Origin of the sequence: Pseudodesulfovibrio indicus (genome assembly GCF_001563225.1) — a bacterium.
In the GTDB taxonomy this organism is placed as follows: domain Bacteria; phylum Desulfobacterota; class Desulfovibrionia; order Desulfovibrionales; family Desulfovibrionaceae; genus Pseudodesulfovibrio; species Pseudodesulfovibrio indicus.
Genome location: NZ_CP014206.1, coordinates 1918123 through 1942605, shown reverse-complemented (window position 1 = coordinate 1942605; position 24483 = coordinate 1918123). Strand labels below are relative to the sequence as shown.

Annotated in this window: 21 protein-coding genes; 11 read left to right on the top strand and 10 right to left on the bottom strand. The window is 66.9% G+C overall.

Going from position 1 to position 24483, the window contains the following annotated elements; genetic code table 11:
* Positions 1 to 37 precede the first annotated feature (37 nt).
* The 5 genes from AWY79_RS08665 (at position 38) to hgcB (ending at position 4344) form a co-directional block, all read left to right on the top strand.
* Entirely contained in the window at positions 38 to 1462 is a 1425-nt protein-coding gene (locus AWY79_RS08665) for an aminotransferase-like domain-containing protein (RefSeq protein ID WP_066802550.1), read from the top strand.
* A 76-nt stretch (positions 1463 to 1538) separates the two neighbouring features.
* Positions 1539 to 2459 carry an EamA family transporter RarD gene (rarD, locus tag AWY79_RS08660; protein WP_066802548.1) on the top strand — a complete coding sequence of 307 codons (921 nt, stop codon included), beginning with the start codon at positions 1539 to 1541 and terminating at the stop codon, positions 2457 to 2459.
* Between the two features lie 93 nt (positions 2460 to 2552).
* Positions 2553 to 2867 carry an ArsR/SmtB family transcription factor gene (locus tag AWY79_RS08655; protein WP_066802546.1) on the top strand — a complete coding sequence of 105 codons (315 nt, stop codon included), beginning with the start codon at positions 2553 to 2555 and terminating at the stop codon, positions 2865 to 2867.
* Complete coding sequence (gene hgcA / locus AWY79_RS08650; protein ID WP_252989032.1) at positions 2864 to 4045, top strand: mercury methylation corrinoid protein HgcA; 1182 nt, start codon at positions 2864 to 2866, stop codon at positions 4043 to 4045. The genes AWY79_RS08655 and hgcA overlap by 4 nt, the downstream gene beginning before the upstream one ends.
* A gap of 11 nt (positions 4046 to 4056) precedes the next feature.
* On the top strand, positions 4057 to 4344 hold the full coding sequence (hgcB, locus tag AWY79_RS08645; protein WP_066802544.1) for a mercury methylation ferredoxin HgcB: 288 nt from the start codon (positions 4057 to 4059) through the stop codon (positions 4342 to 4344).
* On the opposite strand, the gene AWY79_RS08640 is transcribed toward hgcB, so the two are convergent.
* Complete coding sequence (locus AWY79_RS08640) at positions 4341 to 4895, bottom strand: cysteine hydrolase family protein (protein ID WP_066802542.1); 555 nt, start codon at positions 4893 to 4895, stop codon at positions 4341 to 4343. The genes hgcB and AWY79_RS08640 overlap by 4 nt on opposite strands.
* A gap of 183 nt (positions 4896 to 5078) precedes the next feature.
* Between AWY79_RS08640 and AWY79_RS08635 the strand changes: the two genes are divergently transcribed.
* The 3 genes from AWY79_RS08635 to AWY79_RS08625 are packed head-to-tail and all read left to right on the top strand — an operon-like array spanning position 5079 to position 7952.
* The gene (locus AWY79_RS08635; protein ID WP_066802541.1) at positions 5079 to 5432 is read left to right on the top strand and encodes a DsrE family protein; all 354 of its coding nucleotides are present in this window, start codon (positions 5079 to 5081) and stop codon (positions 5430 to 5432) included.
* 43 nt (positions 5433 to 5475) lie between these two features.
* Positions 5476 to 5901 (top strand): response regulator, encoded by a 426-nt coding sequence (locus AWY79_RS08630; protein ID WP_066802539.1) that lies wholly within the window; start codon positions 5476 to 5478, stop codon positions 5899 to 5901.
* Positions 5898 to 7952, top strand: coding sequence for a hybrid sensor histidine kinase/response regulator (locus tag AWY79_RS08625; RefSeq protein ID WP_066802537.1), 2055 nt, complete (start codon positions 5898 to 5900; stop codon positions 7950 to 7952). Before AWY79_RS08630 ends, AWY79_RS08625 begins: the two co-directional genes overlap by 4 nt.
* Here AWY79_RS08625 and AWY79_RS08620 read toward each other — a convergent pair.
* The 5 genes from AWY79_RS08620 to AWY79_RS08600 all read right to left on the bottom strand — a co-directional run bounded on the left by AWY79_RS08620 (position 7945) and on the right by AWY79_RS08600 (position 14933).
* Positions 7945 to 8355, bottom strand: a complete 411-nt coding sequence (locus AWY79_RS08620; RefSeq protein ID WP_066802535.1) for a rhodanese-like domain-containing protein — start codon at positions 8353 to 8355, stop codon at positions 7945 to 7947. The two genes, AWY79_RS08625 and AWY79_RS08620, sit on opposite strands and share 8 nt — an antisense overlap.
* An 84-nt stretch (positions 8356 to 8439) precedes the next feature.
* On the bottom strand, positions 8440 to 9450 hold the full coding sequence (locus AWY79_RS08615) for an electron transfer flavoprotein subunit alpha/FixB family protein (RefSeq protein WP_066802533.1): 1011 nt from the start codon (positions 9448 to 9450) through the stop codon (positions 8440 to 8442).
* 11 nt (positions 9451 to 9461) lie between these two features.
* Complete coding sequence (locus tag AWY79_RS08610) at positions 9462 to 10271, bottom strand: electron transfer flavoprotein subunit beta/FixA family protein (protein ID WP_066802531.1); 810 nt, start codon at positions 10269 to 10271, stop codon at positions 9462 to 9464.
* Between the two features lie 292 nt (positions 10272 to 10563).
* Positions 10564 to 12405, bottom strand: coding sequence for a 4Fe-4S ferredoxin (locus AWY79_RS08605; RefSeq protein WP_066802529.1), 1842 nt, complete (start codon positions 12403 to 12405; stop codon positions 10564 to 10566).
* 359 nt (positions 12406 to 12764) lie between these two features.
* Positions 12765 to 14933: an acyl-CoA dehydrogenase family protein gene (locus AWY79_RS08600; protein WP_066802527.1), complete on the bottom strand. Its 2169-nt coding sequence runs from the start codon at positions 14931 to 14933 to the stop codon at positions 12765 to 12767.
* Positions 14934 to 15212: 279 nt separating this feature from the next.
* Between AWY79_RS08600 and AWY79_RS08595 the strand changes: the two genes are divergently transcribed.
* The 3 genes from AWY79_RS08595 to AWY79_RS08585 all read left to right on the top strand — a co-directional run bounded on the left by AWY79_RS08595 (position 15213) and on the right by AWY79_RS08585 (position 21196).
* A complete protein-coding gene (locus AWY79_RS08595) occupies positions 15213 to 19040 on the top strand; it encodes a class I adenylate cyclase (protein ID WP_066802525.1) in 3828 nt (1275 codons plus the stop codon).
* Positions 19016 to 19339 (top strand): antibiotic biosynthesis monooxygenase family protein, encoded by a 324-nt coding sequence (locus tag AWY79_RS08590; RefSeq protein WP_066802523.1) that lies wholly within the window; start codon positions 19016 to 19018, stop codon positions 19337 to 19339. Before AWY79_RS08595 ends, AWY79_RS08590 begins: the two co-directional genes overlap by 25 nt.
* 171 nt (positions 19340 to 19510) lie before the next feature.
* Positions 19511 to 21196 (top strand): Na+/H+ antiporter NhaC family protein, encoded by a 1686-nt coding sequence (locus AWY79_RS08585; RefSeq protein ID WP_066802521.1) that lies wholly within the window; start codon positions 19511 to 19513, stop codon positions 21194 to 21196.
* Between the two features lie 88 nt (positions 21197 to 21284).
* On the opposite strand, the gene AWY79_RS08580 is transcribed toward AWY79_RS08585, so the two are convergent.
* From AWY79_RS08580 to AWY79_RS08565, 4 genes are all read right to left on the bottom strand, one after another.
* Complete coding sequence (locus AWY79_RS08580; protein WP_233491027.1) at positions 21285 to 21770, bottom strand: GNAT family N-acetyltransferase; 486 nt, start codon at positions 21768 to 21770, stop codon at positions 21285 to 21287.
* The gene (locus tag AWY79_RS08575) at positions 21767 to 22606 is read right to left on the bottom strand and encodes a hypothetical protein (RefSeq protein ID WP_066802517.1); all 840 of its coding nucleotides are present in this window, start codon (positions 22604 to 22606) and stop codon (positions 21767 to 21769) included. Before AWY79_RS08575 ends, AWY79_RS08580 begins: the two co-directional genes overlap by 4 nt.
* Before the next feature lie 12 nt (positions 22607 to 22618).
* Complete coding sequence (locus tag AWY79_RS08570; RefSeq protein ID WP_066802515.1) at positions 22619 to 23881, bottom strand: adenylosuccinate synthase; 1263 nt, start codon at positions 23879 to 23881, stop codon at positions 22619 to 22621.
* A gap of 109 nt (positions 23882 to 23990) precedes the next feature.
* Positions 23991 to 24374 (bottom strand): hypothetical protein, encoded by a 384-nt coding sequence (locus tag AWY79_RS08565; protein ID WP_066802513.1) that lies wholly within the window; start codon positions 24372 to 24374, stop codon positions 23991 to 23993.
* Between the last annotated feature and the right edge of the window lie 109 nt (positions 24375 to 24483).

Here is a 24483-nt window from a genome sequence, read left to right as displayed (position 1 = left end):
GTTTTTACAAATTTTAAGCATAACAGTTGGAGCAGCCATGGAGGAATACCGGTACCGTTCCGTGGAACGCAACGTCCTGTCCCTCATCGACAGCGGCGCCTTGGGCCTGGGCGACAAGCTGCCCTCCCTGCGCTCCCTGTCCACCCGGCTCGGCCTGTCCGTGTCCACGGTCAACCAGGCGTACCTGGAGCTGGAGCGCAAGGGGGTCATCGAGTCCAGGCCCCGGTCCGGGTTCTTCGTGCGCCGCGAGTCCAGGCGGCTGCCGCGCACCGAGACCGCGCCCACGCCCATGGAGCAGCCCCGGCCCGTGACGCGCATCGGGCTGATCCAGACCGTGCTCGAATCCGTGGGCGCGGAGGAGCGCGTGGCCCTGGACGTGGTCGCCCCGGGGCCGCACCTGCTGCCCCTCAAGGAGCTGGGCCGGATCAGCGCCGCCGTGGTCCGGGACGAGCCGGAGCGGGCCATGGGCTACGCGCCCATTCCCGGCGACCGCAGGCTGATCCGCCAGATCGCCTTCCGCTCCATGGAGCACGGCATCGACGTCGCGCCGGACGACCCGCTGATCACCGCCGGATGCATGGAAGCGCTCTACCTTTCCCTGCGCTCGGTCTGCCGCCGGGGCGACACCGTGCTCATCCAGTCCCCCACCTACTACTGTTTTCTCCAACTGCTGGAGACCCTGGGGCTGCGGGCCATCGAGGTCCCGTCCGACCCGGAGCACGGGGTCTCGCCCGAGGAGCTGCTGCGCGCCCTGAAGACCTTCGACATCGCGGCCTGCGTGCTCGCGCCCAACTACAACAACCCGGACTCCAGCCTGACCCCGGACGAGGCCAAGCGGGAGATCGTGACCATGCTGGCCGAGCGGTCCATCCCCCTGGTGGAGGACGACGTCTCGTCCGACCTGCACTTCACCCCCCGGCGGCCCGGCACCTACAAGCAGTTCGACCGCAAGGGGCTGGTCCTGCTCTGCTCCTCCTTTTCCAAGACCATCGCACCCGGCTACCGCGTGGGCTGGATGCTGCCCGGGCGGTTCCGGCAAAAGGCGCTGGAGATCAAGGCCACCACCAACGTGTCCACCTCGGCCCCGGCCCAGATGGCCATTGCCGAGTTCCTGCGCCAGGGACGCATGGAGCGCCACCTGAAGAAGCTGCGCACGGCCCTGGAGCGCCAGATGGACACCATGCAGCTGCACCTGGGCCGCCACTTCCCGGACGGCACCCGGGTCACGCACCCCGGCGGGGGCGGCGTGCTCTGGCTGGAGCTGCCCAAGGGCACGGACTCGGTGGAGCTGTTCTTCCAGGCGCGCCGGGCGGGCATCGGCATCGCGCCGGGGGCGATCTTCTCCACCCAGGACAAGTTCGCCAACTACATCCGGCTGAGCTGCGGCTTTCCCTGGACCCCGAAGGTGGAGCAGGCCATCCATACCCTCGGGGAACTGGCCGGAACAATGCACCTTTCCTGAAGGGAGCCATCAACATTTCCGACTTTACCTGCCCGAGGGCCGGGCGTATCGTCCCCCCTCAACGCACGAGGAGACCATGCCCGCCAACGACCCCAAGCAGACCACCTACGGTTTCATCGCCGCCCTCTCCGCCTTCCTGGTGTGGGGGCTGCTGCCCATCTACTGGAAATCCCTGATCACCGTCGACCCCTTCGAGATCCTCTGCCACCGCGTGGTCTGGTCCCTGGTGTTCATCAGCGTCATCCTGACCGTCATGAAGGGCTGGGGCGACACCTTCGCCCCGCTGAAATCCCCCCGCGACCTGATGATCCTGGCGGCATCGAGCCTGATGATCGGCGGCAACTGGCTGCTTTACATCTGGGCCGTGAACACCGGCCACGTGCTGGAGACCAGCCTGGGCTATTACATCAATCCCCTGGTCAACGTGCTGCTCGGCTTCGTCTTCTTCCGCGAGCGGCTGCGCCCGCTGCAACTGGTGGCCATCGGCCTGGCCGCCCTGGGCGTGATCAACTCCGTGGTCAGTCACGGCGAGCTGCCGTGGATATCCCTGGCCCTGGCCGTCTCTTTCGGGCTGTACGGGCTGCTGCGCAAGATCGCCTCGGTGGAGTCCCTGCCCGGCCTGTTCCTGGAGACCATGGTCCTCGGGCCGTTCGCCCTGGGCTACATCCTCTGGCTCCAGGCGCACGGGGCCTCGGCCCTGTTCCACCAGGGGTTGAACGTGGACCTGCTGCTCGTGGGCGCGGGCGTGGTCACGGCCTCCCCGCTCATCGGCTTCGCCTTCGGCGCGCGGCGGCTCCAGCTGGCCACCGTGGGGGTGCTCCAATACCTGGCCCCGTCCATCGCCTTCCTGCTCGGCGTCTACGTCTACAAGGAACCGTTCTCGCCGAGCCACCTGCTGACCTTCGCCTTCATCTGGAGCGGGCTCGCCGTCTATACAGCGGAATCGGTCTTCACCATCCGCAAGGTCCGCCGGTTGGCGGGCAAGACCCCGGCGTAGCCTCGGGCGCACCCCGGCGGAAAAATGGCCGACGCCATTGACGTCCGGGGAGCCATCGCTTATCGTCGATCAACGATAACAACAGGAGACCCCATGTCCGCCCGGTTGCCCGACGACGAACTGTTTCTGGCGAGGGTATGCAAAGGGCTGGGACACCCGGCCCGCATCCGCATCCTCAGCCATCTCATGGCCGAAGACGGTTGCGTCTGCGGACGCATCGTGGAGGTCATGCCCCTGGCCCAGTCCACGGTCAGCCAGCACCTCAAGGTCCTCAAGGAATCCGGGCTGGTGCGCGGCGAGGTGGAGGGGCCGAGAACCTGCTACTGTGTGAACCGGGACACCCTGACCCGCTTCGCGCCGCTGATCCAGGGGCTGCTCCGGGCGGTCCCCGAAACGGAGGAAGCATGAACGGACTTGAAGACAAGCCCTTCCCGGGGCTGACCCCCCTGGGCATGGCCCCCCTCGACTGCCCGCCCGATCCGGCCCAGGACGACGCGCCCTGTTGAGGCCCCAAGCCCGACCCCCGTGCCGGGGTCTTCGAAAAACCGGGCTACGCCATCGAACCGTTCGTGGACGGGTTCGTGGACACGCCCGCCGGGCCGGTTCCCCGCGTGCGCACCCGCATGCTCCCTTCGGACCGGCTGGGCACGGCCCTGGCCCGGTTGGGGGCCACCCGGCACCGCTACAAGGTGGTGCCCGGCCTGTACTGCGTGGGCAACCCCACCCCGGACTCCCCTGTCCTGGTCACGGCCAACTACAAACTGACCTTCGACGCGGTGCGCACCGAGCTTTCCGGCCAGGACGCCTGGCTGCTGGTGACCGACACGCGCGGCATCAACGTCTGGTGCGCGGCGGGCAAGAACCTGTTCGCCACCCACGAGATCGTGCTCAGCGTGCGCAACGCGCAGCTGGACAAGGTGGTCGCCCACCGCACCCTGGTCCTGCCCCAGCTGGGCGCTCCGGGCGTGGCCGCCTATAGGGTGAAGAGGGAGTGCGGATTCAAGGTGGTCTGGGGACCGGTGCGGGCCGCCGACCTGCCCGCGTTCCTGGCCGACGGGTTCACGGCGACCGGGAAGATGCGCATGGTGGACTTCCCGCTGCGGGAGCGCGCGGTGCTCATCCCGGTGGAGATTTTCCTGCTCTGGAAGCTGCTGGCCTGGGTGCTCCCCCTGTCCTTCCTGCTCTCGGCCATCGGGCCGGACGTCTTTTCCTTCTCCGCATTGTGGCAGCGGGGGGTGTGCGCCGCCACCGCCACCCTGGTCGGCATCCTGGCCGGATGCGCGGCGGTGCCCCTGCTCCTGGACCGGCTGCCGTGGCGGCAGTTCTGGCCCAAGGGCGCGCTGACCGGTTGCCTGGCCGGGCTGGCCGCCGTCCTGCTCCTGCCCCTGTCCGGCCTGGTCGAGAACGTCGCCCTGCTCCTCTGGACCACGGCCGTGTCCTCGTACCTGGCCATGAACTTCACCGGCTCGACCCCGTACACCTCGCCCTCGGGCGTGGAGGCGGAGATGCGCCGGGGCATCCCGCTCCAGGCGGCCGCGGCCCTGGCCGGGCTGATCCTGTGGCTGGCCGCCCCCTTCCTCGGTTAAGGAGACGAACGATGAAGGATTTTCGCTATCTGGACAAGGTCGCCACCCTGAAGCTGGACACGGACACGTGCATCGGCTGCGGGGCGTGCGCGCAGGTCTGTCCCCACCGCATCCTGGAGGTGCGGGACAAAAAGGCGGCCATCCTCGATTTCGACGCCTGCATGGAGTGCGGCGCGTGCTGGCGCAACTGTCCGGTGGAGGCCATCACCGTCACCCCGGGCGTGGGCTGCGCCTCCTACCTCATCTCGGTCTGGCTGCACAAAATGACGGGCAAGCAGGTCGATACCGGGTGCTGTTAGCCGTCGAGCCACCCGTCCACCCCATCCTCGCCGAGGACCGGGCAGTAGGCCGAACCCAGGGCGGCCAGGAACGCGCCCTGCACCCGGTGCGCCGGGACCGTCTCGCCGCCGAAGTCGAGGTCGCGGGTGGCCGTGCCGTCCGCCAGCACGGCGCAGTCGAAGCCTAGATCCACTGCGGCGCGCACCCCGGCGTCCACGCACATGTGGGTCATCATGCCCGCCACCAGCAGCCGGGTCGCGCCCGCCGAGCGCAGCGCTTCGAGCAGCGGGGTCTCGCGGAAGCTGTTGGGGAAATGCTTGGTGACCACGGTTTCGCCGTCCAGCGGCGTTACCAGGGGATGGATGTCCGCCCCAGCCGTGCCGGGCAGGAAGAAGGACGCGCCCTCGCGCACGGACTCGTGCCGGACGTGGAACACGGGCAGTCCCCGCTCCCGGAACCGGGCCAGGATTCGGGCCGCGGCGCCCCCGGCCTCCTGCGCGCCGACAAGCTCCATGCGCCCGCCGGGGAAATAGTCGTTCTGGATATCGATGATGAGCAATGCGCTGGTCATGGTTTCCTCCGTTTTTCGTTCACGTACTCCGCGCGGTCCGGGCCGGTCCAATCGGTTTCGCCGATCCCCCCCTCGGGAATATCGATCCGAATTCGATGCGACCCTTGCCGCCGGGTCGCGCGTGAGCTATGACTGACGAGTAAAGTACCTTTGAGGAAAAACAATCCTGGCCAAGGAAACGGAATGAATCAAGACGGTTTTGACAAATCCCTGTGCATCATCTGGAGCTCCCCGGACCCGGAGGTGGCGGACAACCTGGTGTTCATGTACGCCCATAACGCCCTGAAAAAGCTCTGGTGGGACCGGGTCCGGCTGATCATCTGGGGACCTTCCGCGCGGCTGGCCGCCGAGGACGAACGCATCCGCGCACGCCTCTCGGAAATGATGGCGGACGGCGTGGAAGTCTGGGCCTGCCGGGCCTGCGCCGACAACTACGGCGTGACCCCGATGCTCGAAACGGCGGGCTTCAACGTGCTCTACGTGGGCGGACCGTTCACCGAAATGCTCCAGTCCGGCTGGACCCAGCTGACCTTCTGATACCCATGGAAGGCAAGGCGACCAACCCAATAGAGGCCACGCGATGAAGAAGTCTGAACAGGCCGGAAAGACCAACGCCGGGCCACTCGACATCCTCATCGCCGAGGACTCCGAGAGCAATCAGGTCCTGCTCTCCCTGTACTTCGGCAACACCGACAGCAACCTGGTCTTCGCCGCCAACGGCGAGGAGGCCGTGAAGCGATTCAAGGGCGGCTCCTTCGACCTGGTGCTCATGGACATCTTCATGCCCGTCATGGACGGGCTGGCCGCCACCGCGGCCATCCGCGAGTTCGAGCGTGACCAGGGGCTGGCCCCCACGCCCATCGTGGCCGTGTCCGCCAACGCCTTTGCCGAGGACCGCAAGCGGTCGCTCGAGGTCGGCTGCACGGACTTCCTGGCCAAGCCCATCCGCAAGGGACCGCTGCTCGATTTCATCGCCCGGATCGTGGAGGAGAAGATCAAGCCATGATCGATCCGGTGCTCCTCGGCAACATCCTGGGGTTGCACGGACCCGACGCGGCCATCGCCTGCCTGGCGAACGGAAACGCGCCGGGCGACGCGCCCATCGTGGGGGCCAACAACGCGGCCTGCGGGATGCTCGGCCTGTGCCGCGAGGAGATCCTCGCCCTGACGCCCGGCCGGTTGCTGACGAATTTCGAAGGACTGACGGGGAACGACGCCCCGACCGAAACCGCCGACACCCGCGTCGAGCACACCCTGTCCGTGAATGGCCGGGACGTGCCGGTTGAGGTCCGGTGCCGCACCCTCTCCCTGAACGGCGACACCCTCTCGGTCATCATCCTCCGCGACATCTCCCGCAGGCGGCACCGCGAGCTCTGTTCCGCCCGCGACGAACAGCGGTTCAAGACCCTCTACAACCTGTCGCGGATGATCGACCACACGGAGAACGAAATCCTGGACTACGCCCTGGAGCAGGCCGTGTACATGACCGAGAGCCGAATGGGCTACATCGGGTTCGTGAACGAGGCCGAAACCGAGCTGACCATGCACTCCTGGTCCGCTGCCGCGGTCCGGGAATGCGCCATCGAAGACCCGCCCTGCTCCTGCCGGATTCAGGATGCCGGGCTGTGGGCCGAGGCCATGCGCCGCCGCAAGCCGATGATCACCAACGACTACGAGGCCTGCCCCCACCGGCGCGGCCTGCCCGCCGGACACGTCCGTATCCACCGGCACATGAACCTGCCCGTCATGGACGGCGGACGGATACGGCTGCTGGTGGGCGTGGCCGACAAGGAAGAGGCTTACACCGAATCCGACGTGGTCCAGCTGACCTTGATCATGGAGGGGGTCTGGCGCATCGTGCAGCGCAAGCGCATGGAAATAGACCTGCTGCGGGCCATGCGCGAGGCGGAGAGGGCCAACCGCGCCAAGGGGCAGTTCCTGGCCAACATGAGCCACGAGCTGCGCACCCCGCTCAACGGGATCATGGGCATGACCCAACTGCTCATGGGCACCGGAGGGCTGTCCGAGGAGCAGAAGGAATACCTGGCCCTGAGCCTGGAATCGAGTTCCCAGCTCTCGCGGGTCATGTCCTCGCTGCTCGACATTTCGGCCATCGAATCGGGCGGGGCCACCCTGAACCGCACGGACTTCGACCTGCCGGAGGCGATCCGCGCCGTGGCCGAACCGCTCGCCGCCCAGGCCGAGGCCAAGGGACTCGACTTCTCCTGCCGCCTGGACGATTCCCTTCCGGTCATGGTCAACGGCGACGTCGAGAAATTCCGCCAGATCCTGGTCAACCTGATCCACAACGCCGTCAAGTTCACCGAGGCGGGCAAGGTCACGCTGACCGCCGCGCGCACCCCCGGAACGGGCGAAGACCGGACCGAGGTCCGGGTGACCGTGGCCGACACCGGGGTCGGCATCCCCGAGGACAAGCGGGAAACGATTTTCGAGAGCTTCACCCTCGGCGAGGAGTACCTGACCAAGCGCTACGGCGGCGTGGGCCTGGGGTTGTCCATCTCGCGCCAGCTGGCCGTGCTCATGGGCGGGGAGCTGGCCCTGGAAAGCGAACCGGGCCAGGGCAACGTCTTCTCCTTCTCGGTCCCCCTGCGCGAACGGCGGGAAACCGGCGGCGAACCGGCCCGGCCCCGGCCCAACGAAGCCGGACAGCGGTTGAGCATCCTGGTGGCCGAGGACGAGGGGGTCAATGCCCTGATGACCTCGCGCATCCTGCGCAACCACGGCCACATGCCCACGGTGGTGGGCAACGGCCAGCACGCCATCGAGGCGCTCATGCGCGACGACTACGACCTGGTGCTCATGGACGTTCAGATGCCGGTGGTCAACGGCGTGGAGGTCACGGAGATCATCCGCTCCGGCGCGGCGGAGGGCATAGACCGCGAAATCCCGATCATCGGCTTGACCGCCTATGCCGCCGAAGAGGACCGCGAACGGTTCGTGTCCGCAGGCATGGACATTGTGGTCACCAAGCCCTTTGACGCCGAGGCTCTGGTGGACGCCATCGCCGGCGTCCTGCGCGAACGCGCCCCTATCTGACCAGGGGCAGCCCCGCCCCCTCCCAATCGATAATCCCGTTGCGAAGGTGCTTCACCCGGGTGAAGCCGAGACGCGAGAACACGTCCATGGCCCGGCCGCTGCGGTTGCCCGACCGGCAGTAGACGAAATACTCCACGTTGCGGTCCAGCGCGGCCAGCCGGGACTCGAAGTCGGGGGCGTAATAGTCGATGTTCACCGCACCCTCGATGTGTCCGGCGGCGAATTCCGCCGGGGTGCGGATGTCCAGGATCACCGCGTCCGGCGCAACGGCCATCTGCGCCTGCGCCTGGACCGCCGTGAGCGGCTCGAACCCTTCCGGTTGCGGCTCGGCGGTCAAAAAAAGGTAGAAGACCATGCCCAGACAGGCCAGTACAAGGCCGAAAACAGCGGTTTTACGATTCATGGGTTCCCTCCTGCCCTGCGATCGCAATGAAAAGAGCCGCACCCGTCGGACGGATGCGGCTCAAGAGTACTCGATTCCGCCGGTTTAGCCCAGCAGCTCGTTCACCTTCTTCATGATGGCGAAGGCGTCGCCCACGTAGAGGACGTCGCACTTGCCCTGCGCCCAGCCGCAGCCCGCATCGAGGTTGATGGCCCGACGCTCCTTGATGAAGCGCCAGCCGACCACGTGGGGTTCCTCGCCGTGGCAGCAGGTGGACAGTCCCTTGGCGTGGCGCGGGGTCGAGCCGGTCTGCCCCACCTGGTGCATGTGCGTCAGGAAGGAGATGACCGCGCCGCCCTCGCCCGAGATGTCCACCAGGGACTTGGACGAGCCGAGCGACGCCTTGGTGGCGGTCAGGAAGTCCATGATGGTCTTCTCGGCCACGTCCACGTGGGTCGCGCCGTCGGCCTGCTTCTTGGTCCAGCCCGCACCCGCCACGCAGAGCAGCGCGGCGTCCGGGCGGATGGTCTGGGCGTCCTCGGAGGAGCATTCCATGCCCGCCACCTTGGTACGCACCGAGGAGACGTCCACGGACACGGCCTGGACGTCCGCAGCGCCGGAACCGGCGTACGGCTCGGCGCAACCGGAATCCAGGGTCAGGATCCAGGGCCGCTCCTCGCGGGTCAGGGTCCCTTCCATGCGCTGGCGGTAGAACCACCGTTTGGCCACGGGCTTGCCGTCCTCGGCGGCGATCCCGGACAGATGGGTGTCCACCCGGCCGTCCAGGCGCACGGCCAGGCCGGGCAGGGCTCGGCTGAACCGGGAGGTGGCCGGGGCGATGACGATCTCCGGGGAGCACGCCTTGGCGATGGCCTCGGCAGCGGCCAGGTCGGAGGAATAGCGTCCGTCCGCGAAGTCCGCGCCGGACACGGCGTAGAACTTCGCGCCGCACCCGCCGATGGTCTCGGCGGCGGCCGAGGTGTCCGCCCCGATCAACCCGACGGCCAGATCGGTTCCCAGCCCTTCGGCCAGCGCCTTGGCTGCGGTCAGGGTCTCAAGGGCGGACTTGTGCAGGGTGTTGTCGCATTCGGTGTGCGCAAGATACAAAACAGTCATGTCGTTACCCCCTAGCCCTTGATCCATTCGACGATTTCCCTGGCCATCTCATCCACCGGCATGTCCTTGACGATGCGGGTCTCGCGCCGCTGCTGCGGCAGCTCGACCTTGGCGAACTTGAGGCTGGTGCCGGACAGGTCGGCGGGCTTGGCCTGCATCAGGGCGGGCATGTTCTTCTGCATGTTCTGCATGCCCACCTGGGGGTTGTTCGGCGGCTCGGGCAGCTCGCCGGTGGCCCATCCGAAGGCGGCGGGAGCCCCGTCCACCACGGACTTCTGGTACGCTCCGCCCTCGACGCGCTCCAGGACCTCGATGGCCCCGTCGCCGGTCACGGTGAGCTTGTCCACGCCCTGGAACTGCTCGGTCACGCCGAGCATCTCGCCGACCATCTGGATGACCGCGCCGGAACCGCGCGAGGCGGACTGCCAGCCCCCGAAGAGCAGCAGCTTGGACTTGTCCAGCCCGGCGATGCCGTCGATGGTCCCGGCCAGGACCTTGGCGGTTTCAAAGGCGTCGGTGAAGCCGGAGGCGGACCCGTCGGCCACCACCAACTGGAACGGGACCTTCTGGGCCACGGACATCATCACCTGCTGAAGCTTGGCCTTGGGGCCGAGGCTGACCAGCCAGACCTGGCTGCCGGGGTTCTTGGCCGCGAGATTGGCGGCCTCGAACAAGGCGTGCCCGGCCCACGGGTCGAGCACTGCGGGGAGCATCATCTCGTTTTTCAGGGACGGCCCGGCAGGCCCGTCCTGGGGCGCGAGCGTCTGGAGCGGGTCCGGAACGATGGACCCGCAGACCACGATGTGGAATTCACTACCCATTCATTGTTCTCCTTGATTAGCGGCGGCAATCGTATTTCTCATGCCGTCCATTTATCGCCTTCGGCCACCGCTGCGCGGGATGCCTCCGGCGGCTCAAGAACCTTTTGCAAAAGGTTCTTGAGAATCTCCAAAACTTTTTGGCGCCGCTTCGCGGGGTGCGCCCGCGAGGGTACGGCTCATTTTATGAAAGACCTCGCCGAAGGCGACAACGGGATTCCAAAGGACTCGCCCTTTGGCCGCCGGAGGCGTAATCACCCGTCAATCCCGCCGCAGGCGGTTCGACCCTCTTATCCTAATTCTCCACGGAATGCAGCCCGCCTGACCCGGCCTGGAACTTGACATTGGTCCGTTCCTTGTCCTTGGGGTCGGACTTGCTGCAATTCCACATGCATGCGCCGCAGTGGACGCATTTCTCGCGGTCGAAGAGCGGAGTGCCGCCCTCGGGATTGGTGTAGATGGCCTGGCCGGAACACGCCTCGATGCAGACCTGCTCGCGGCAGGCCTCGCACTGGTGCGGGTCCGCGAACCGGACGTGGTCGCCGTAGCCCGGGTTGGCCTGGACCTTGCCGCCCATGAGCAGCGCGTCCTGGTGCGAGACCAGCAGCCGGCCGTCCAGGGGAATCTCGGGCCAGCCCACGCGGTCCATGAGCGCGTCGTGCAGGCTCGTGCCCTTCTTGGCGCAGGTTGCGCGGATCTCGGCGATCTCGCCGGGATGGATGTACCCCTTGTAGTAATCCTCCACGGACGGGATGCGGTCCTGGGGCTTGACCGGCTTGCCCGGCATGTTCAGCAGGCCGTTGGTCAGCCCGGTCATGCCCATGCCGAGAAAACCGGCGATCACGGACTTGGTGAAGCCGTCGCGGGACTTCCGGGCCACCTCGGCCTCCTTCTCCACCCAGGACGCCCGGCGGCGGGCCACGTAGGTCGCCTGCAGGTTCTCCTTGGTGAACTCCTTGCCCGCCTTGAGCAGCTCCAGCACGGCCTCGCCCAGCTGCACGCCGGTGGCCCACGCCTCGTCCACGCCGGACCCGGTCAGCACGTTGGTGGAGCCGGACCCCTCGCCGATGCGCGCGAACCCGTCGCCGCACAGGATCGGCTCGCCGTTCTTGCCGGACTCGTTCAGGGACTTCGCGCCCCAGGAACGCAGGGTGCCGCCCTGAAGTCGCTTCCACAGGTACGGGTGCAGCATCCAGTGCTGCATGTAGCGGTAGGCGGTGCGCACCGGATTGTCGAACCAGGACGGCACGAAGATGCCGAGGGAGGCGACGTTGCCGGGATAGACGTAGAGGAAACCGAAAATTTCGGGCTCGGGATAGCCGATGGTGTGGAGCACGGTGCCCGGCTCCCAGTCGCACCCCTCGGGCAGGTCGACCACGCACTTCATGCCCACGGCCCACTCGCGCTGGTGGTTGCCCTCGGGCATGCCGAGCCTGCGGTTGAGCTCCTGGCCCACCGGTCCCACCGGACCGTCGGCCACCACGGTCAGCGCGGCCTTCATGTCCATGCCCGGCATGTAGCCCGCGCCGGGCTCGCCGTTCTTGTCCACGCCCTGGTCGGCCATGCGCACGCCCTTGACGGCAGCGCCCTCCACCAGCGGCTCGGCCACCGGGCTGGACGGCCAGACCTGGGCCAGGCCGGTGCCCATCAGGTTGCCGCCCACCCACTGGTTGAGCTGGCCGATGGAAAAGATCATGCCCGGATGTTTCTCCAGGAACGGCGGGATGTACGGCAGTTCAAAGGCGTCGTCCTCCATCCACCGGCCGAGCACCTTGTCGGCCAGCTTGAACAGGCCGGGCCTGCGGCTCGCGCCCACCGGGTCCTTCAGGAACAGGACCTTCTCGCTGGTCACCTCATGGGCCATGGGGATCTGGGACAGGTCCAGGTCCGGGAAGCTGGCCCGGATGGCGCGCCCCTTGGTAACCACGCCGGAGACGCCGAAGCCGATGTCGTCGGCGCGCTCGTAGCAGATGACCTGGGGCGGCATGCCCGGCATGGCCTTGCTCTCGGCGGCGTAGGTGCCGTCCTCGTTGACCAGCCCTCTGGTCAGGGTCGTCAGGAATCCGCCCGCGGCCGGGCCGAAGCCCACGCAGACGATGTCCGTCTCCATCTCCATCCGGGGAGTCTCGTCGCTCATTGGTGTTTGCCTCCGGCGGCCGGGGGAAGGGGAGCAGGGAACCTTTTGCAAAAGGTTCCCTGCTCCCCTTCCCCCGGACCCCCATCCCCTCTTCCCTCCAAAAACCTTTGGGTCGCTGCGCGAGGTTCGGCGGGGGACGGTCAGGCGCGTTTCTTCCCGATACGCCTGGGGGTGGGTGGGTTGAAGTTTATAAAACTCGTCAGGGGCAGGGAATTCCGTTCCCCGCCCCCACGCCGCCCATGCGGTTTCGCTTGTCCCGCTCCCTTCCCTGGCGGCGTGGCGACAAAAAGTTTTGGAAGGGAGAGCGCGAGAGGGAAACCTTTGTCAAAAGGTTTCCCTCTCGCATCTTGCTGTCTTTATTAGCCCTGCGGGTAGTCGAGGGCTTCGGGGATCATCACTTCGGCCAGGGCGCTGCCCGCGCGGTCCTTGGCCAACCGGCAGCCCGCCAGGCACATGTCCACGGTATCCTTGAGTTCGCGGAAACGGACCAGGTCCGGGCGCGCGCACTTGGACCGGTCGCCCAGCGTGCCGTCCTGGGCGCAGTCGTTGCCGGACATGGCTTCGGGCTCGCACTTGTCGGCGATACCGCCGTCCGGGGTCGGGCAGCGGTTCCAGTTGAAGCCGTAGACAAGCTCGGAACAGATGCGGGCAACTTCGCCCGCGGCGCGGGCGGCCTGCATGTGGCACAGGTCCTTGTAGAACCCGGTCAGGTCGTCGATGCCCTCGGCCAGGGTCATGGACATGGGGCCCTTCTCGATGAGCTCCAGCACGTCGCAGGCCAGGTAGTAGGGTCCGAGCAGCCAGCCGAGCGCGTCGGCCAGGGGGAAGGTCACGCCCTGCCGCTTGTTGTGGTAGAGCTTGCGGCCGTCCTCGTCCTTGGCCTCCTGCAGGTGGGCCAGGGTCCACTGCCACAGCTCCATGGCCGAGGCAAGAACATAGCCGCCCAGGCCGGGGACGTCGCGTCCCGCCCGGCGCATCTGCTCTATCCATTTGGTCATGGTGTGGCCGAAGATCTCGGAGGTCATGGTCATGGTCAGGTGGCGGCGCTGCACGGCCTCGGGGCCTTCGTAGGTGGCCTCCAGCTGGCAGTCGGTCCACTTCTGCATCAGGAAGCCGGGGCAGTCCTCGGTGATGCCGTAGCCGCCGACCAGGGCCACGGCCTCGCGCATCTTGTTGGCTCCCTCGCCCGTGTTCCACAGCTTCACGCCGGGGTTCAAAATGCCCGCCAGCGCCTCCATGTAGGCATACTGGACCAGGGTGTCCCCGGCCAGTTCGTCGTACCGCGCCTGGTCGCGCTCGACGGCCGGGGCGTATTCGAGGTCGATGAACTCGCGGACCTTGTCCTTGAGCTCGCGCAGGGCGGCCATCTGCTTGCGGATGGAGGTCACGCCCTCGGCCGCAAAGTGGGCCTCCTTGGCCTTCTCCACGGGGTCGAACCGGTCGGCCAGCCGCGCGGCGGCAAAGGCCAGGGAACAGCCCGCCTCGCCCGAGGCCCAGACGTCCGCGAGGCGCTGCAGCGCGTCCTCGTTGATCTGGATGCCCTTGTCGAAGCGCGGGGACCCTTCCTTGCAGGCGTCGCCGCCCCGGAAGCGGTTGCGGTGGTAGCGGATGACCGGCTCCACTGCGGAGATGAGCTTGGCCGAGGTCATCAGCCCCACGGGGATGCGGGTGCGGTGGAAGACCGCGCCGATGATCTCGGAGTGGTTGTACTTGGGCACGATCACGCCGTCCACGACGTCGTAGCCGCCGATGATGCGGGACGCCGGAACCTTGAGGTTCAGGACGGGATCGCGGGTGGAGGAAAGCTGGTGGACCATCTTCAGGGTGGGCGCGCCTCGGTCGAAGGTGCCCTCGTCGCCCTCTTCGAGGATGACCATGAAGGTGCCCTTGATGCGCTCGTCCGTGGACTCCACGGCGGCGGTGACGAAGTTGGCGAAGTCCATGTTGGTGATGAACCGGCCGCGCTTGTCGATCTGGAGCATGGGCTCCTCGCCGTCCTTCCACTCGGCCACGGACGCCTTGCCGCAGAGCACGCCGGTGTCCACGCCCACGTAGGGCAGCGGCTCGGTCAGGGCGAACGCCCCGCGCCAGATGGTCCGGTCCTCGCCCGGCTGGGGCGGGACGCAGGCGGCCATGTACTTGTCGCGCTGCTCGGTGGTGCCCTTCTCATGGATGGGGGCCAGGGCCAGGCAGGAGGCCAGGGACGAGGTCGCCGCACCGGCGTCCACCCAGGCCAGCTCATAGGCGACCAGGGCCAGGGCCAGGTTCTTGGGGCCTTCGATATAGCCGCCCTGGTGAGGGTCCATGAACAGGGCGGTCAGCCCGGACTGGTCGAAGGCGGTCAGAAGCTCGCCCTTTTGCTCGGTCCATTCATGGGTGTTGCGCGCGCCCTCGGCCACCAGCTTGGCAACCGTGGAGCGGGCGATGGACCGGGCGCTCTGCACGGACATCTGGAGGTCGAAACGGTCGGCGAAACGCCACATGATCTGGCGAACGTCGTCTCCCGGGAGAGTACGCAGTGTATACATAGGTGTCTTCCCTAGAAATGTTGATTTTATACTGGATTCTTCTGTGATCGGTAATAGGTCGGGACGATAGGCCATTGTCCCATACGAGTCAAAGTGTTTTTGGCTTTTAAACGAGTGTTTCAGCGGCTTCCCGGGCTTTTTGCGCCCCTGTTTCCGGGCTGGAAACCGGGTCGCGGCGCGGGAGTGCGCGGTGAAAAAACACGAGACAGGCAACATGCTTTTGACTTCGCGCGCAAATGGTTGCAATAGTGTGGGATGATGCCAAGGTGGTGCATGTAGATGAGTGAAGGCAACCCGAACATCCGATCCGTGGCCCGAGGGCTCGCCGCACTGGCCGCAGGCCCGACGCTCGCCGACGGCCCCGGTCCGGGCGGCCTGACGGTCGAATTCATGGATTGGTGCGATGCCAACCCGCGCCCGGAGCGGGATGAAGCGCCCCGGCTGGCCGAGGCGTGCCTGTCCCTGGTGCGCATCGCCGGGACCTCGACCGACATCCACACCGTCCAGTCCGCGCTCCAGGCCCTGGTCCGTGCCGGGCGGTTCGGGCGCACCCTCTGCGCCCGGCTGATCACCGCCAAGACCGTTCCCCTGGTCCGGCTCGACCCCAAGGTCGCGGCCTGGCCCGCGCGCGACCGGCTGGCCCTGGCCCACGAGATGCTCCGGCACGTCCCCGGCGACAAGGACAAGGAGACCCTGGCCTGGCTGGAGGAGCTGCTCAAGCCGATCATGGCCACGGACCCGGAGGAGCTGGCCCCGTTCGTGGCCAGACTCGGCGAGCAGGGCGAAACCCTGTCCTTCCCGGCCCGCCAGATCCTGGTGAGCGGGCTGTTCGGCCGCTGGATCAACTCGCGCCTGTCCAACGGCATCGACGGACGCGGCCTGGAGCAGCTGTGCGGCGTCATCCGGGGGCTGGGCGACTCGGTCTACGCCGAGGCCCTGGCCAAGGCCATCGACCTGAAACGCATCGTCCCGGACCGCTGCGTGCTGCGGACCATCGCCGCCGTGAGCGAAGCGGGCAACAAGACCATCATGGCCGTGCTGCTCAAGATCCTGCCCACCACCTCCGGCTCCATGGCCGGGGCCTGCCTCGACGGGCTGGTGGCCCAGGACCATCCTGGCATGGGCAAGCTCCTGGCCTCGGTACGCACCCGCCTGCCCGGCCTGCGCAAGGCCGCGGTCTCGCGCGCCCCGCTGCTCGGCGACATCGGCTACGTCCAGTACGTGGCCTCCCTGCCCGAGGAGCAGCAGCTGGACAGCCACCTGGAGACCCTCGGGGTGCTGGAGGCCATCGCCCCGGACTTCGCCCGCAACATCACCGGCAAATGCCCGCCCAAACGGCCCGAGACCTTTCCCGCGCCGCCGCCCCCGCCCCCCGCCGAGGAACTCTCCGCCAAGGCCGATAAACCGGGCGGGTTCCTCAAGGGGCTGTTTCGCTCAAAGCCCAAAACCCTTCAGGAAATGCTGCCCAAGTTCCGCAACGTCCGGGACATGGAGCTCAAGGCCTCGCTGGTGGAAAACGAGGAGCTGGACGGCCGGGAGCTGACCGGCCTGGACCTGACCGGCTCGACCTTTTTGGCCTGCGGCTTCGTCCGGGGCAGGATCGGCGCATCACGGCTGCGGGAAACCCGCTTCGTCCGCTGCGTCTTCTCCGGCACGGAGTTCAAGGATGCGGATTTCGGACGCGCCGAATTTCACGGCTGCACCTTCGAGGGGTGCGCGTTCACCGACTGCCTGTTCACGGAAGCGCTGCTCTCCGGCTGCATCCTCGACGGCTGCCGGGCGCGGTCCACGGTCTTCAGCGAGGCGTCCCTGACCAACTGTACCCTGGACCTGACCGAGCTGACCCTCTGCTCCCTGGCCGGGGCGAACCTGCACGGCTGCGCGGTGCGCTCCTGCCGGTTCGAGGTCTCGGACCTGGCCTATTCCGAGCTGGTCGGGGACGACTTCGAAGGCGTGGAGTTCATCAACTGTTTCCTGCACGCCATGTACATCCGCGAGAGCCGGCTCATGTCCATTGAGATGCCCGGCACCCAGGTCACGCGGTCCATCATCAAGGACTCGGACGCGGGCCATCCGCAGTTCCTGGCCAACCGCATCCGCCAGATGACCCTGTTCGCCCGCGAGGTGGAGAAGGGCGAGCCGCCCGCCACCGGGGAGACCGACCCCTTCGTGGCCCAGAAGGCTCTGACCTCCTGGTCCAGGGAGCTGACCTTCATGCGGCGGGAGCGGCGGATGCTGGAGAACAACCGGCTGCGCATGCGCCGGGCCCAGGGCGGCCTGACCCGCGACCAGCAGGCGTTCCTGCGCATGCTCCCAGTGCTCCTCGACAGCGACGCCTTTGAGCGGCGCTTCAATTTCGGGAACATCCCGGCCTGTCGGGTATGGGGCTTCCATCCGGGACTGACCGCCCTGGAGACGGTCCGCGACCGGCTCGGCGTGACCCCGTCCAGCGACCCGTCGCCGGACGTCCGCATCCTGGCGGTCTACGCCATGGGCAGCCTGGGCACCGTGGCCCAGACCTCGGAGTCGGACCTCGACTGCTGGGTCTGCTACGACGGGGACGTGACCATGAGCATGGAGAGCGGGCTGAAGCGCAAGCTGGATGCCATCTCCCTGTGGGCCGAGAGCGAGTTCGGGCTGGAGGCGCACTTCTACCCCATGCGCATGGACGATGTGCGCGACAACCGGTTCCTTTCCGGCGACGAGGAAAGCTCCGGCTCGGCCCAGGCCCTGCTGCTCAAGGAGGAGTTCTACCGCACGGCGCTCAAGCTGGCGGGCAAGAACATCGCCTGGTGGATCACCCCGGCCGGGGCCGGGCGCAAGGTCTACGACGCCTGCATCCGCGCGGCCCGGCGCTACCCCCTGTGCGGCAAGCCGCGCCTGGAGGACTTCGGCTACCTGTCCGAGGTCCCGCCCGACGAATACTTCGGCGGCTCCCTGTGGCAGATGGTCAAGGCCGTGCGCGCGCCCTTCAAGTCCGTGCTCAAGCTCGGCCTGCTGGAGACCTATGCCGCGCCCGAGGGGTCGGCCCTGCCGCTGTGCGACCGCATCAAGCGCAGCCTGACCCGCAACCGCCAGGGCAGGCTGGACACCGATCCCTACACCGCCCTGTTTTCCATCCTGCACGCCTACTACCTGGGCCGGAAGGAGACCAACGCGGCGGCCCTGCTCAAGGAGTCCTTCCGGCTCAAGGCCAACCTCTCGGACATCCCGTTCTTCATGAACCTGCCCGCCCGGCCCGAGGACGAGAGCCTGATCTCGGTCCTGTTCGGCTCGGGCTACGTGGAGCCGGACCGGCTGGCCGAGACCAACCGCTCTTGGCCCTTCGAAAAGTCCCTGCGCATGGGCGCGCACGTCCGCCAGTACATGGTGGACACCTACCAACGCATCCAGTCCGGGCTGGAGGGCAAGGGACAGACCAAGGCGCTGGTCAACGCCGAGGACCTGACCCGCATGGGCCGCCGCATCGCCGCCAACTTCGCGCGAAAACCGGACAAGATCCTGCGCGTGCCGTTCCTGGACAACCGCAAGCACGGGTTCCCCATCCTCCACTTCGCGGCGGAAAAGGGGCCGGGCAAGCCGCCCACCTGGACCGTGCGCGGCGGCGAGCGCACCGGGGCCAAGCAGGCCGCCGAGAACTTCCAGCTCCTGCACCGCAACCAGGACCCGGTCCACCTGCTCGCCTGGCTGCTGGCCAACCGCATCTACAATCCCAAGAGCCTGCTCCAGGCGGACCGGTCCATCGCGCCCATCGCCCTGGCCGACCTCCAGAAATTCATGGGCGCGCTGAACGAATTCTTCCCCTTCGAGCAGACCTTCGAGCGGGACATCAACGAGGGGCTGCAACCGGAGCGGGTGACCAGCGCCTTTTTCGTCCTCAACCTGACCGCCCCCTCGGACACCGTGCGCATCGAACAGGCGGCGGTCGTCTACGCCACCAATTGGGGCGAGATGTTCTGCCGGACCTTCACCCGGCCCGGCCAGCTGTTCGAGCGCAATCCGTCCCTGTTCCTGTCCGAAAAACTCGAACAGCCCGTCCCCGAACCACCCCGGATGGCCCAGTTCGTACCCAAAGGATCGCAATGCAAGAGAATCGTCCTGGCCTAGACGGCTGTTACGCCGTCATCTTCACCTCGGTGCGCACCGACGGCGACAACGGGTATGCGGAGGCAGCGACCCGCATGCTCGAACTGGCCCGGTCCATGCCCGGTTTCCTGGGCGTGGAGTCCGCCCGCGAAGAGGTGGGCGTCACCGTGTCCTACTGGGAGAGCCTGGACGCCATCCGGGCGTGGCGCGACCACCCGGAACACCTGGCCGCCCAGGCGCGCGGGCGCGCCGACTGGTACCGGAACTTCACCACGCGGGTCTGCAAGGTCCTGCGCGAAAGCGTCTTTCCCGAACCCTGATCCGCATTTTCCCTTTTTGGCAATCCACTCATCGGGGAGCCGGTACTTTTTATCGACAAACCCAGTAGAATGTTATAAGTCAGCTCCCCGCAGGCGCAGCATACAATTTTGTATTCTTGCGCTTTTTCCGACGCTTCACCGTTTCAAAGACCAAATTTCAAAGGGAACTTCATGCGCTCACCTCTTCTCATTCCGGCCGCCCTGCTGGCGGCTCTGCTGTTGCCCGCACCGGCCCTGGCCTCGGCCGCCGAGAACGTCCGCGACCTCGGCATGCTCACCCTGATCCCGCCCCTGCTCGCCATCGCCCTGGCGTTTGCCAGCAAGAACGTGGTCCTGTCCCTGTTCATCGGCGTATTCTCCGGTTGCTTCATGCTCGAACTGGAAGGCTGGGACGTGTACCACGCCATGATCGGCGGATTCCTGCACCTGTCCGGCAAGGTCCTGGAATCCCTGGCCGACCCCTGGGATGCGGGCATCGTGCTCCAGGTCCTGGCCATCGGCGGCCTGATCGCCCTGATCTCCAAGATGGGCGGCGCGCAGGCCATCGCCGGGGCCATCGCCCGCTGGGCGAGGACGCCCCGCTCCTCCCAGCTGGCCGCCTGGGTCATGGGTCTGTTCATCTTCTTCGACGACTACGCCAACTCCCTGACCGTGGGCCCGATCATGCGCCCGGTCACGGACCGGCTGCGCGTGTCCCGCGAGAAGCTGGCCTTCATCATCGACGCCACGGCCGCGCCCATCGCGGGCATCGCCCTCATCTCCACCTGGGTGGCCTACGAGGTCGGCCTGATCCGCGACGGCTACCAGGCCATCGGGATCACCGGCAACGCCTACGGCATCTTCGTCCAGACCATCCCCTACCGATTCTACAACATCTACATCCTGCTCTTCATCCTGCTGGCCGTATGGCTCAAGCGCGATTTCGGCCCCATGTACCAGGCCGAGATGCGCGCCCGGAACGAGGGCAAGGTGCTGGGCGACAACGCGGTGCCCATGGCCGCCGAAGAGGCCACCAGCCTGGAACCGGCGGCCCATGTGCGGCCGTCCGTGTGGAGCGCCATCCTGCCCATCGGCACGCTGATGGTCGCCGCCTTCCTCGGCTTCTACTTCAACGGCTACTCGGCCATCGATGACGAGGCCGTGCTGGCCGCCATCAACGCCTCGCCCCTGAGCTTCGCCTCCATGCGCACCTGCTTCGGCGCGTCGGACGCCTCGGTGGTCCTGTTCCAGGCCGCCCTGCTCGCCTCGCTGGTGGCCATCGCCATGGCGGTGACCCGAAAGATCATGCCCATCAAGGAGGCTATCGAGACCTTCGTCACCGGCATCAAATCCATGAACATCACGGCGGTTATCCTGCTCCTGGCCTGGTCCCTGTCCGGGGTCATGAAGGAGCTGGGCACGGCCAACTACCTGGTGGGCGCGCTGTCCGACTCCCTGCCCGCCTACCTGCTGCCGTCCATCATCTTCATCCTCGGCTCGGTGATCTCGTTCGCCACGGGCACCTCCTACGGAACCATGGGCATCCTCATGCCCCTGGCCATTCCCCTGGCCTTCGCCCTGAACCCGGACCCGGAATTCGTGGTCCTGTCCGTCGGCTCGGTCCTGACCGGCGCCATCTTCGGCGACCACTGCTCGCCCATCTCGGACACCACCATCCTGTCGTCCATGGGCGCGGGCTGCGACCACATCGACCACGTGCGCACCCAGCTGACCTACGCCGTGACCGTGGCCGGGCTGGCCATCGTCACGGGCTACCTGCCCGCCGGTCTCGGCCTGCCCGTGACCCTGACCCTGCCCGTCGGCATCCTGGCCACGGCCCTGGTCATCCGCTTCGCGGGCAAGAAGGTCGACGCCTAGCCTCCATTCCGAAAACCGCAAAAAAACGCCCGGACCGGCAACATGCCGATCCGGGCGTTTTCCTTTCCGGGCCGCCTGGCGCTCAGACCTAGAAACGGTAGCGATAATATTTGACGTCCACGTCCATGAGCGGGACCGAGACAGGGACCTCGTGGCGGGACACCTCGGTGAAGCCGCTCTTCTCGTAGAACCGGTGGGCCGCGTGGTACACGTCCACGGTGCCGAGATAGATCTCGGCCACGCCGCGCTCCCCGGCCCAGTCGAGCAGGGTCTGCATGAGGCCCGCGGCCACGCCCCGCCCCTTGCCGCGATACTCGCGCCTGACGAACATCTTGCGCAGGGCGCAGACGCCGTCGCCCGCGTCCTTGAGGGCGATGGTCCCGATGAGTTCGTCCCCTTCGAAGGCGAGCCAGAAATTGTCCGCGCCGGACTGGTAATAGCCGGGGATGTCCCGCAGGTCGGGCTGTTTTTCGGCGGAGGTGGCGACCCCGAATTCCGCGATCTGGATGCCGGTGATCAACTCGACGATGGGGTCGGTGTCGTGATTGTCGTAGGGCAGGATACGCACGGTCACACCATGCGCGTGGCGACCCAGTCCAGGACCATGGCCGGGTTCACCGGGACCTGGGTATTGAGGGCGTCCTGGGCCTGCTCCAGGACCAGGCCGAGCCTGCGCAACCCTTGCGGGCCGTAGGTTCCTGCCAGTTTGGACGAGAGCGGCGTGGCGCAGGCCCCGGACAGGGCCAGGCGCAGCTCGCGCTGCATGCCGAGCACCACTTCCATGGCCAGGTGACGGTCCACCGCCCCCCTCGCCGAGGTGCGCTCGAACCAGCCGCGCCGGGTCTGCCAGAAGTGGGCCATGGCCGTGGTCCATTCCGTGATCTCGGGCGAATTCTCGCGCACGTCCGGCCAGGCCAGGGTGACCACCCAGGAACGGGAGACCAGGGTCTCCAGCAGCCGCTCGCGCTGGGGCGCGGCCAGGATGAAGACGTTGCCCGGCCTCGGCTCCTCAAGGGACTTGAGCAGGGCGTTGGCCGCCTCGGTCATGAACATCTGGGCCTCGGCGAAGATGGTCACGCGGTAGCCGTCGCCGTGAGGCGGCTGGCCCCAGGTGGACCGCTTCTCGCGCACGGAGTCCACCTTGATCAAACCCTCGCGACCGTCGAAAAAGAGCAGGTCGTTGAAGGCCAGGTCCGCGATCTGGCGGCAGGCCGTGCACTGCCCGCACGGGATAGACCCGGACTCGCAGTTGAGGCGCATGGCCCAATAGAGCGAGAGGGCGACGCGGGCTTCCGCGTCACCCCCTTCGATAACGATGGATTGAGGCGGGTCGGCGGCAATGGCGTTCAGGCGCTTGACCGCATGTTCCTGGCCGCGCAGCGCGGCCAGCGGGTCACCTTGCAACGTCATTTCCGCACGCCCCTAGAAGGTCTGCACCCGGTCCGGGCCGACCGAGACGATACCGATCTTGACGCCGGTGATCTCCTCGATCCGCTTCAGGTAGGCCACGGCGTTGGCGGGCAGGTCGTCCCAGCTCCGCGCGCCGGTGATGTCCTCGTCCCAGCCGGGCAGGGTCTCGTAGACCGGCGTGACGTGGGCCATGCCGTTCTGCTCCTGGGGCGGGTAGAAAACGGTCTCGCCCCTGTACTCGTAGGCCGTGCAGAGCTTGATCTCCTTCAGGCCGGACAGGACGTCCAGCTTGGTGATGGCAAGCTCGGTGGGGCCGTTGAGGCGGGCGGATTCCTTGAGCACCACCAGGTCGAGCCAGCCGCAGCGGCGCTTGCGCCCGGTGGTGGCCCCGAACTCGTGACCCTGAGACTGCAGGTAGTCGCCGTCGGCGTTGAGCTGTTCGGTGGGGAACGGTCCGCTGCCCACGCGGGTGGTGTACGCCTTGACGATGGCGATGATGCGGTCCAGTTCGCGCGGGGAACAGCCGGAGCCGGAGGCGGCGTTGGCCGTGACCGTGTTGGACGAGGTCACGAATGGGTAGGTGCCGTGGTCGATGTCCAGGTGGGTGCCCTGCGCGCCCTCGAAGAGCACGGAGTCGGCAGCCTGGATGGCGGACGAGACGTCGCCCAGGTACGGGACCAGCCGCTCGGCCACGGGCATGACCTCGGCGAAGACCGCGTCGGCGTCCAGCGGGTCGGTGCCGTAGAGGTGCTTGAACAGGACGTTCTTCTCCTCCAGGGCCTTGCCGATCTTGTCGCGCAGCAGCTCCGGGTCGGCGAAGTCGCCGGCGCGGATGCCGCAGCGGTTCATCTTGTCCTCGTAGCAGGGGCCGATGCCGCGACCGGTGGTGCCGATCTTGCCGTCCTCGGACTTGGAGGACTCGCGGGCGCCGTCCATGAGACAGTGATAGGGCATGATGACGTGGGTCTTCTTGGAGATCATCATGCGGGAGGGCGAGACGTCCACGCCCTTGGCCGCCAGCTTGTCCAGCTCCATGCAGAACACGAACGGGTCCAGGACCACGCCGTTGCCGATGAGGCACTGTTTGCCGGGATGCAGGATGCCCGAGGGGATCAGGTGCAGGATGCACTGCTCGCCGTCGACCACCAGGGTATGCCCGGCGTTGTTGCCGCCCTGAAAACGGACGATGGCGTCCGCCTTCTCGGCCAGCATGTCGACGACCTTGCCTTTGCCTTCGTCCCCCCACTGGGAACCGAAAACCACTATATTGGACATTGTCAGCTCCTTGAAATGCCGGAATTTCCGACCGGCTTGGAATGCGCGCACAAACGGTTATGTTCCGTAAATATAAACAGGCGCGCCTGTCAACCGGCCAGCGGACCGGTTATTTGCCGTTCTTCGGGGTCAGGGTGAGCAGTTTGCCCCGGCGGTCCTTCTTCTCCGTCACGGGTTCGGGTGCGTCGTCTTCGGCGTCGCGGAGACGCCCGGCGTTCTTCTCCGGGGCGGTCAGGGCGGCCAGGTCCAGCTCCACCGGGGGCTCCCCGGGCTGGCGGGACTGCGCCCAGTTGTAGTTGAACAGCTGGTTCTTGAGGCGGGTGGACTGAATGAGGTTGAACACCAGGACCGCTTCCTCCCACCGCTTGGTGGGCTCGAAATGGCGGACCTTCTCGGCGTATTTTTCCCACAAGCTCATGAGCGAGGCCTCGTCGTAGGCATTGATCTGACGGGCCAGCTTCAAGAGCGCCTTTTCCATGTAGCTTTCTGACATCGATATTCCTTGATTGCTGAGAAACGCATGCCGGGACTCTTCTCATAGCAAATATCCAGGCGCACCGCCAAGGCAAAATCACACCGCGACCCGCACAAAAAAAGGGCGC

What these genes read in the sequence shown, in the direction of transcription:
- AWY79_RS08635 (WP_066802541.1), top strand. Translation starts at nt 5,079, where the DNA reads ATGAATCAAGACGGTTTTGACAAATCCCTGTGCATCATCTGGAGCTCC.
- AWY79_RS08600 (WP_066802527.1), bottom strand. Translation starts at nt 14,933, where the DNA reads ATGTATACACTGCGTACTCTCCCGGGAGACGACGTTCGCCAGATCATG.
- AWY79_RS08665 (WP_066802550.1), top strand. Translation starts at nt 38, where the DNA reads ATGGAGGAATACCGGTACCGTTCCGTGGAACGCAACGTCCTGTCCCTC.
- AWY79_RS08575 (WP_066802517.1), bottom strand. Translation starts at nt 22,606, where the DNA reads ATGACGTTGCAAGGTGACCCGCTGGCCGCGCTGCGCGGCCAGGAACAT.
- AWY79_RS08565 (WP_066802513.1), bottom strand. Translation starts at nt 24,374, where the DNA reads ATGTCAGAAAGCTACATGGAAAAGGCGCTCTTGAAGCTGGCCCGTCAG.
- AWY79_RS08590 (WP_066802523.1), top strand. Translation starts at nt 19,016, where the DNA reads ATGCAAGAGAATCGTCCTGGCCTAGACGGCTGTTACGCCGTCATCTTC.
- AWY79_RS08625 (WP_066802537.1), top strand. Translation starts at nt 5,898, where the DNA reads ATGATCGATCCGGTGCTCCTCGGCAACATCCTGGGGTTGCACGGACCC.
- AWY79_RS08630 (WP_066802539.1), top strand. Translation starts at nt 5,476, where the DNA reads ATGAAGAAGTCTGAACAGGCCGGAAAGACCAACGCCGGGCCACTCGAC.
- hgcB (WP_066802544.1), top strand. Translation starts at nt 4,057, where the DNA reads ATGAAGGATTTTCGCTATCTGGACAAGGTCGCCACCCTGAAGCTGGAC.
- AWY79_RS08610 (WP_066802531.1), bottom strand. Translation starts at nt 10,271, where the DNA reads ATGGGTAGTGAATTCCACATCGTGGTCTGCGGGTCCATCGTTCCGGAC.
- AWY79_RS08585 (WP_066802521.1), top strand. Translation starts at nt 19,511, where the DNA reads ATGCGCTCACCTCTTCTCATTCCGGCCGCCCTGCTGGCGGCTCTGCTG.
- AWY79_RS08620 (WP_066802535.1), bottom strand. Translation starts at nt 8,355, where the DNA reads ATGAATCGTAAAACCGCTGTTTTCGGCCTTGTACTGGCCTGTCTGGGC.
- AWY79_RS08615 (WP_066802533.1), bottom strand. Translation starts at nt 9,450, where the DNA reads ATGACTGTTTTGTATCTTGCGCACACCGAATGCGACAACACCCTGCAC.
- AWY79_RS08605 (WP_066802529.1), bottom strand. Translation starts at nt 12,405, where the DNA reads ATGAGCGACGAGACTCCCCGGATGGAGATGGAGACGGACATCGTCTGC.
- AWY79_RS08595 (WP_066802525.1), top strand. Translation starts at nt 15,213, where the DNA reads ATGAGTGAAGGCAACCCGAACATCCGATCCGTGGCCCGAGGGCTCGCC.
- AWY79_RS08655 (WP_066802546.1), top strand. Translation starts at nt 2,553, where the DNA reads ATGTCCGCCCGGTTGCCCGACGACGAACTGTTTCTGGCGAGGGTATGC.
- AWY79_RS08570 (WP_066802515.1), bottom strand. Translation starts at nt 23,881, where the DNA reads ATGTCCAATATAGTGGTTTTCGGTTCCCAGTGGGGGGACGAAGGCAAA.
- rarD (WP_066802548.1), top strand. Translation starts at nt 1,539, where the DNA reads ATGCCCGCCAACGACCCCAAGCAGACCACCTACGGTTTCATCGCCGCC.
- AWY79_RS08640 (WP_066802542.1), bottom strand. Translation starts at nt 4,895, where the DNA reads ATGACCAGCGCATTGCTCATCATCGATATCCAGAACGACTATTTCCCC.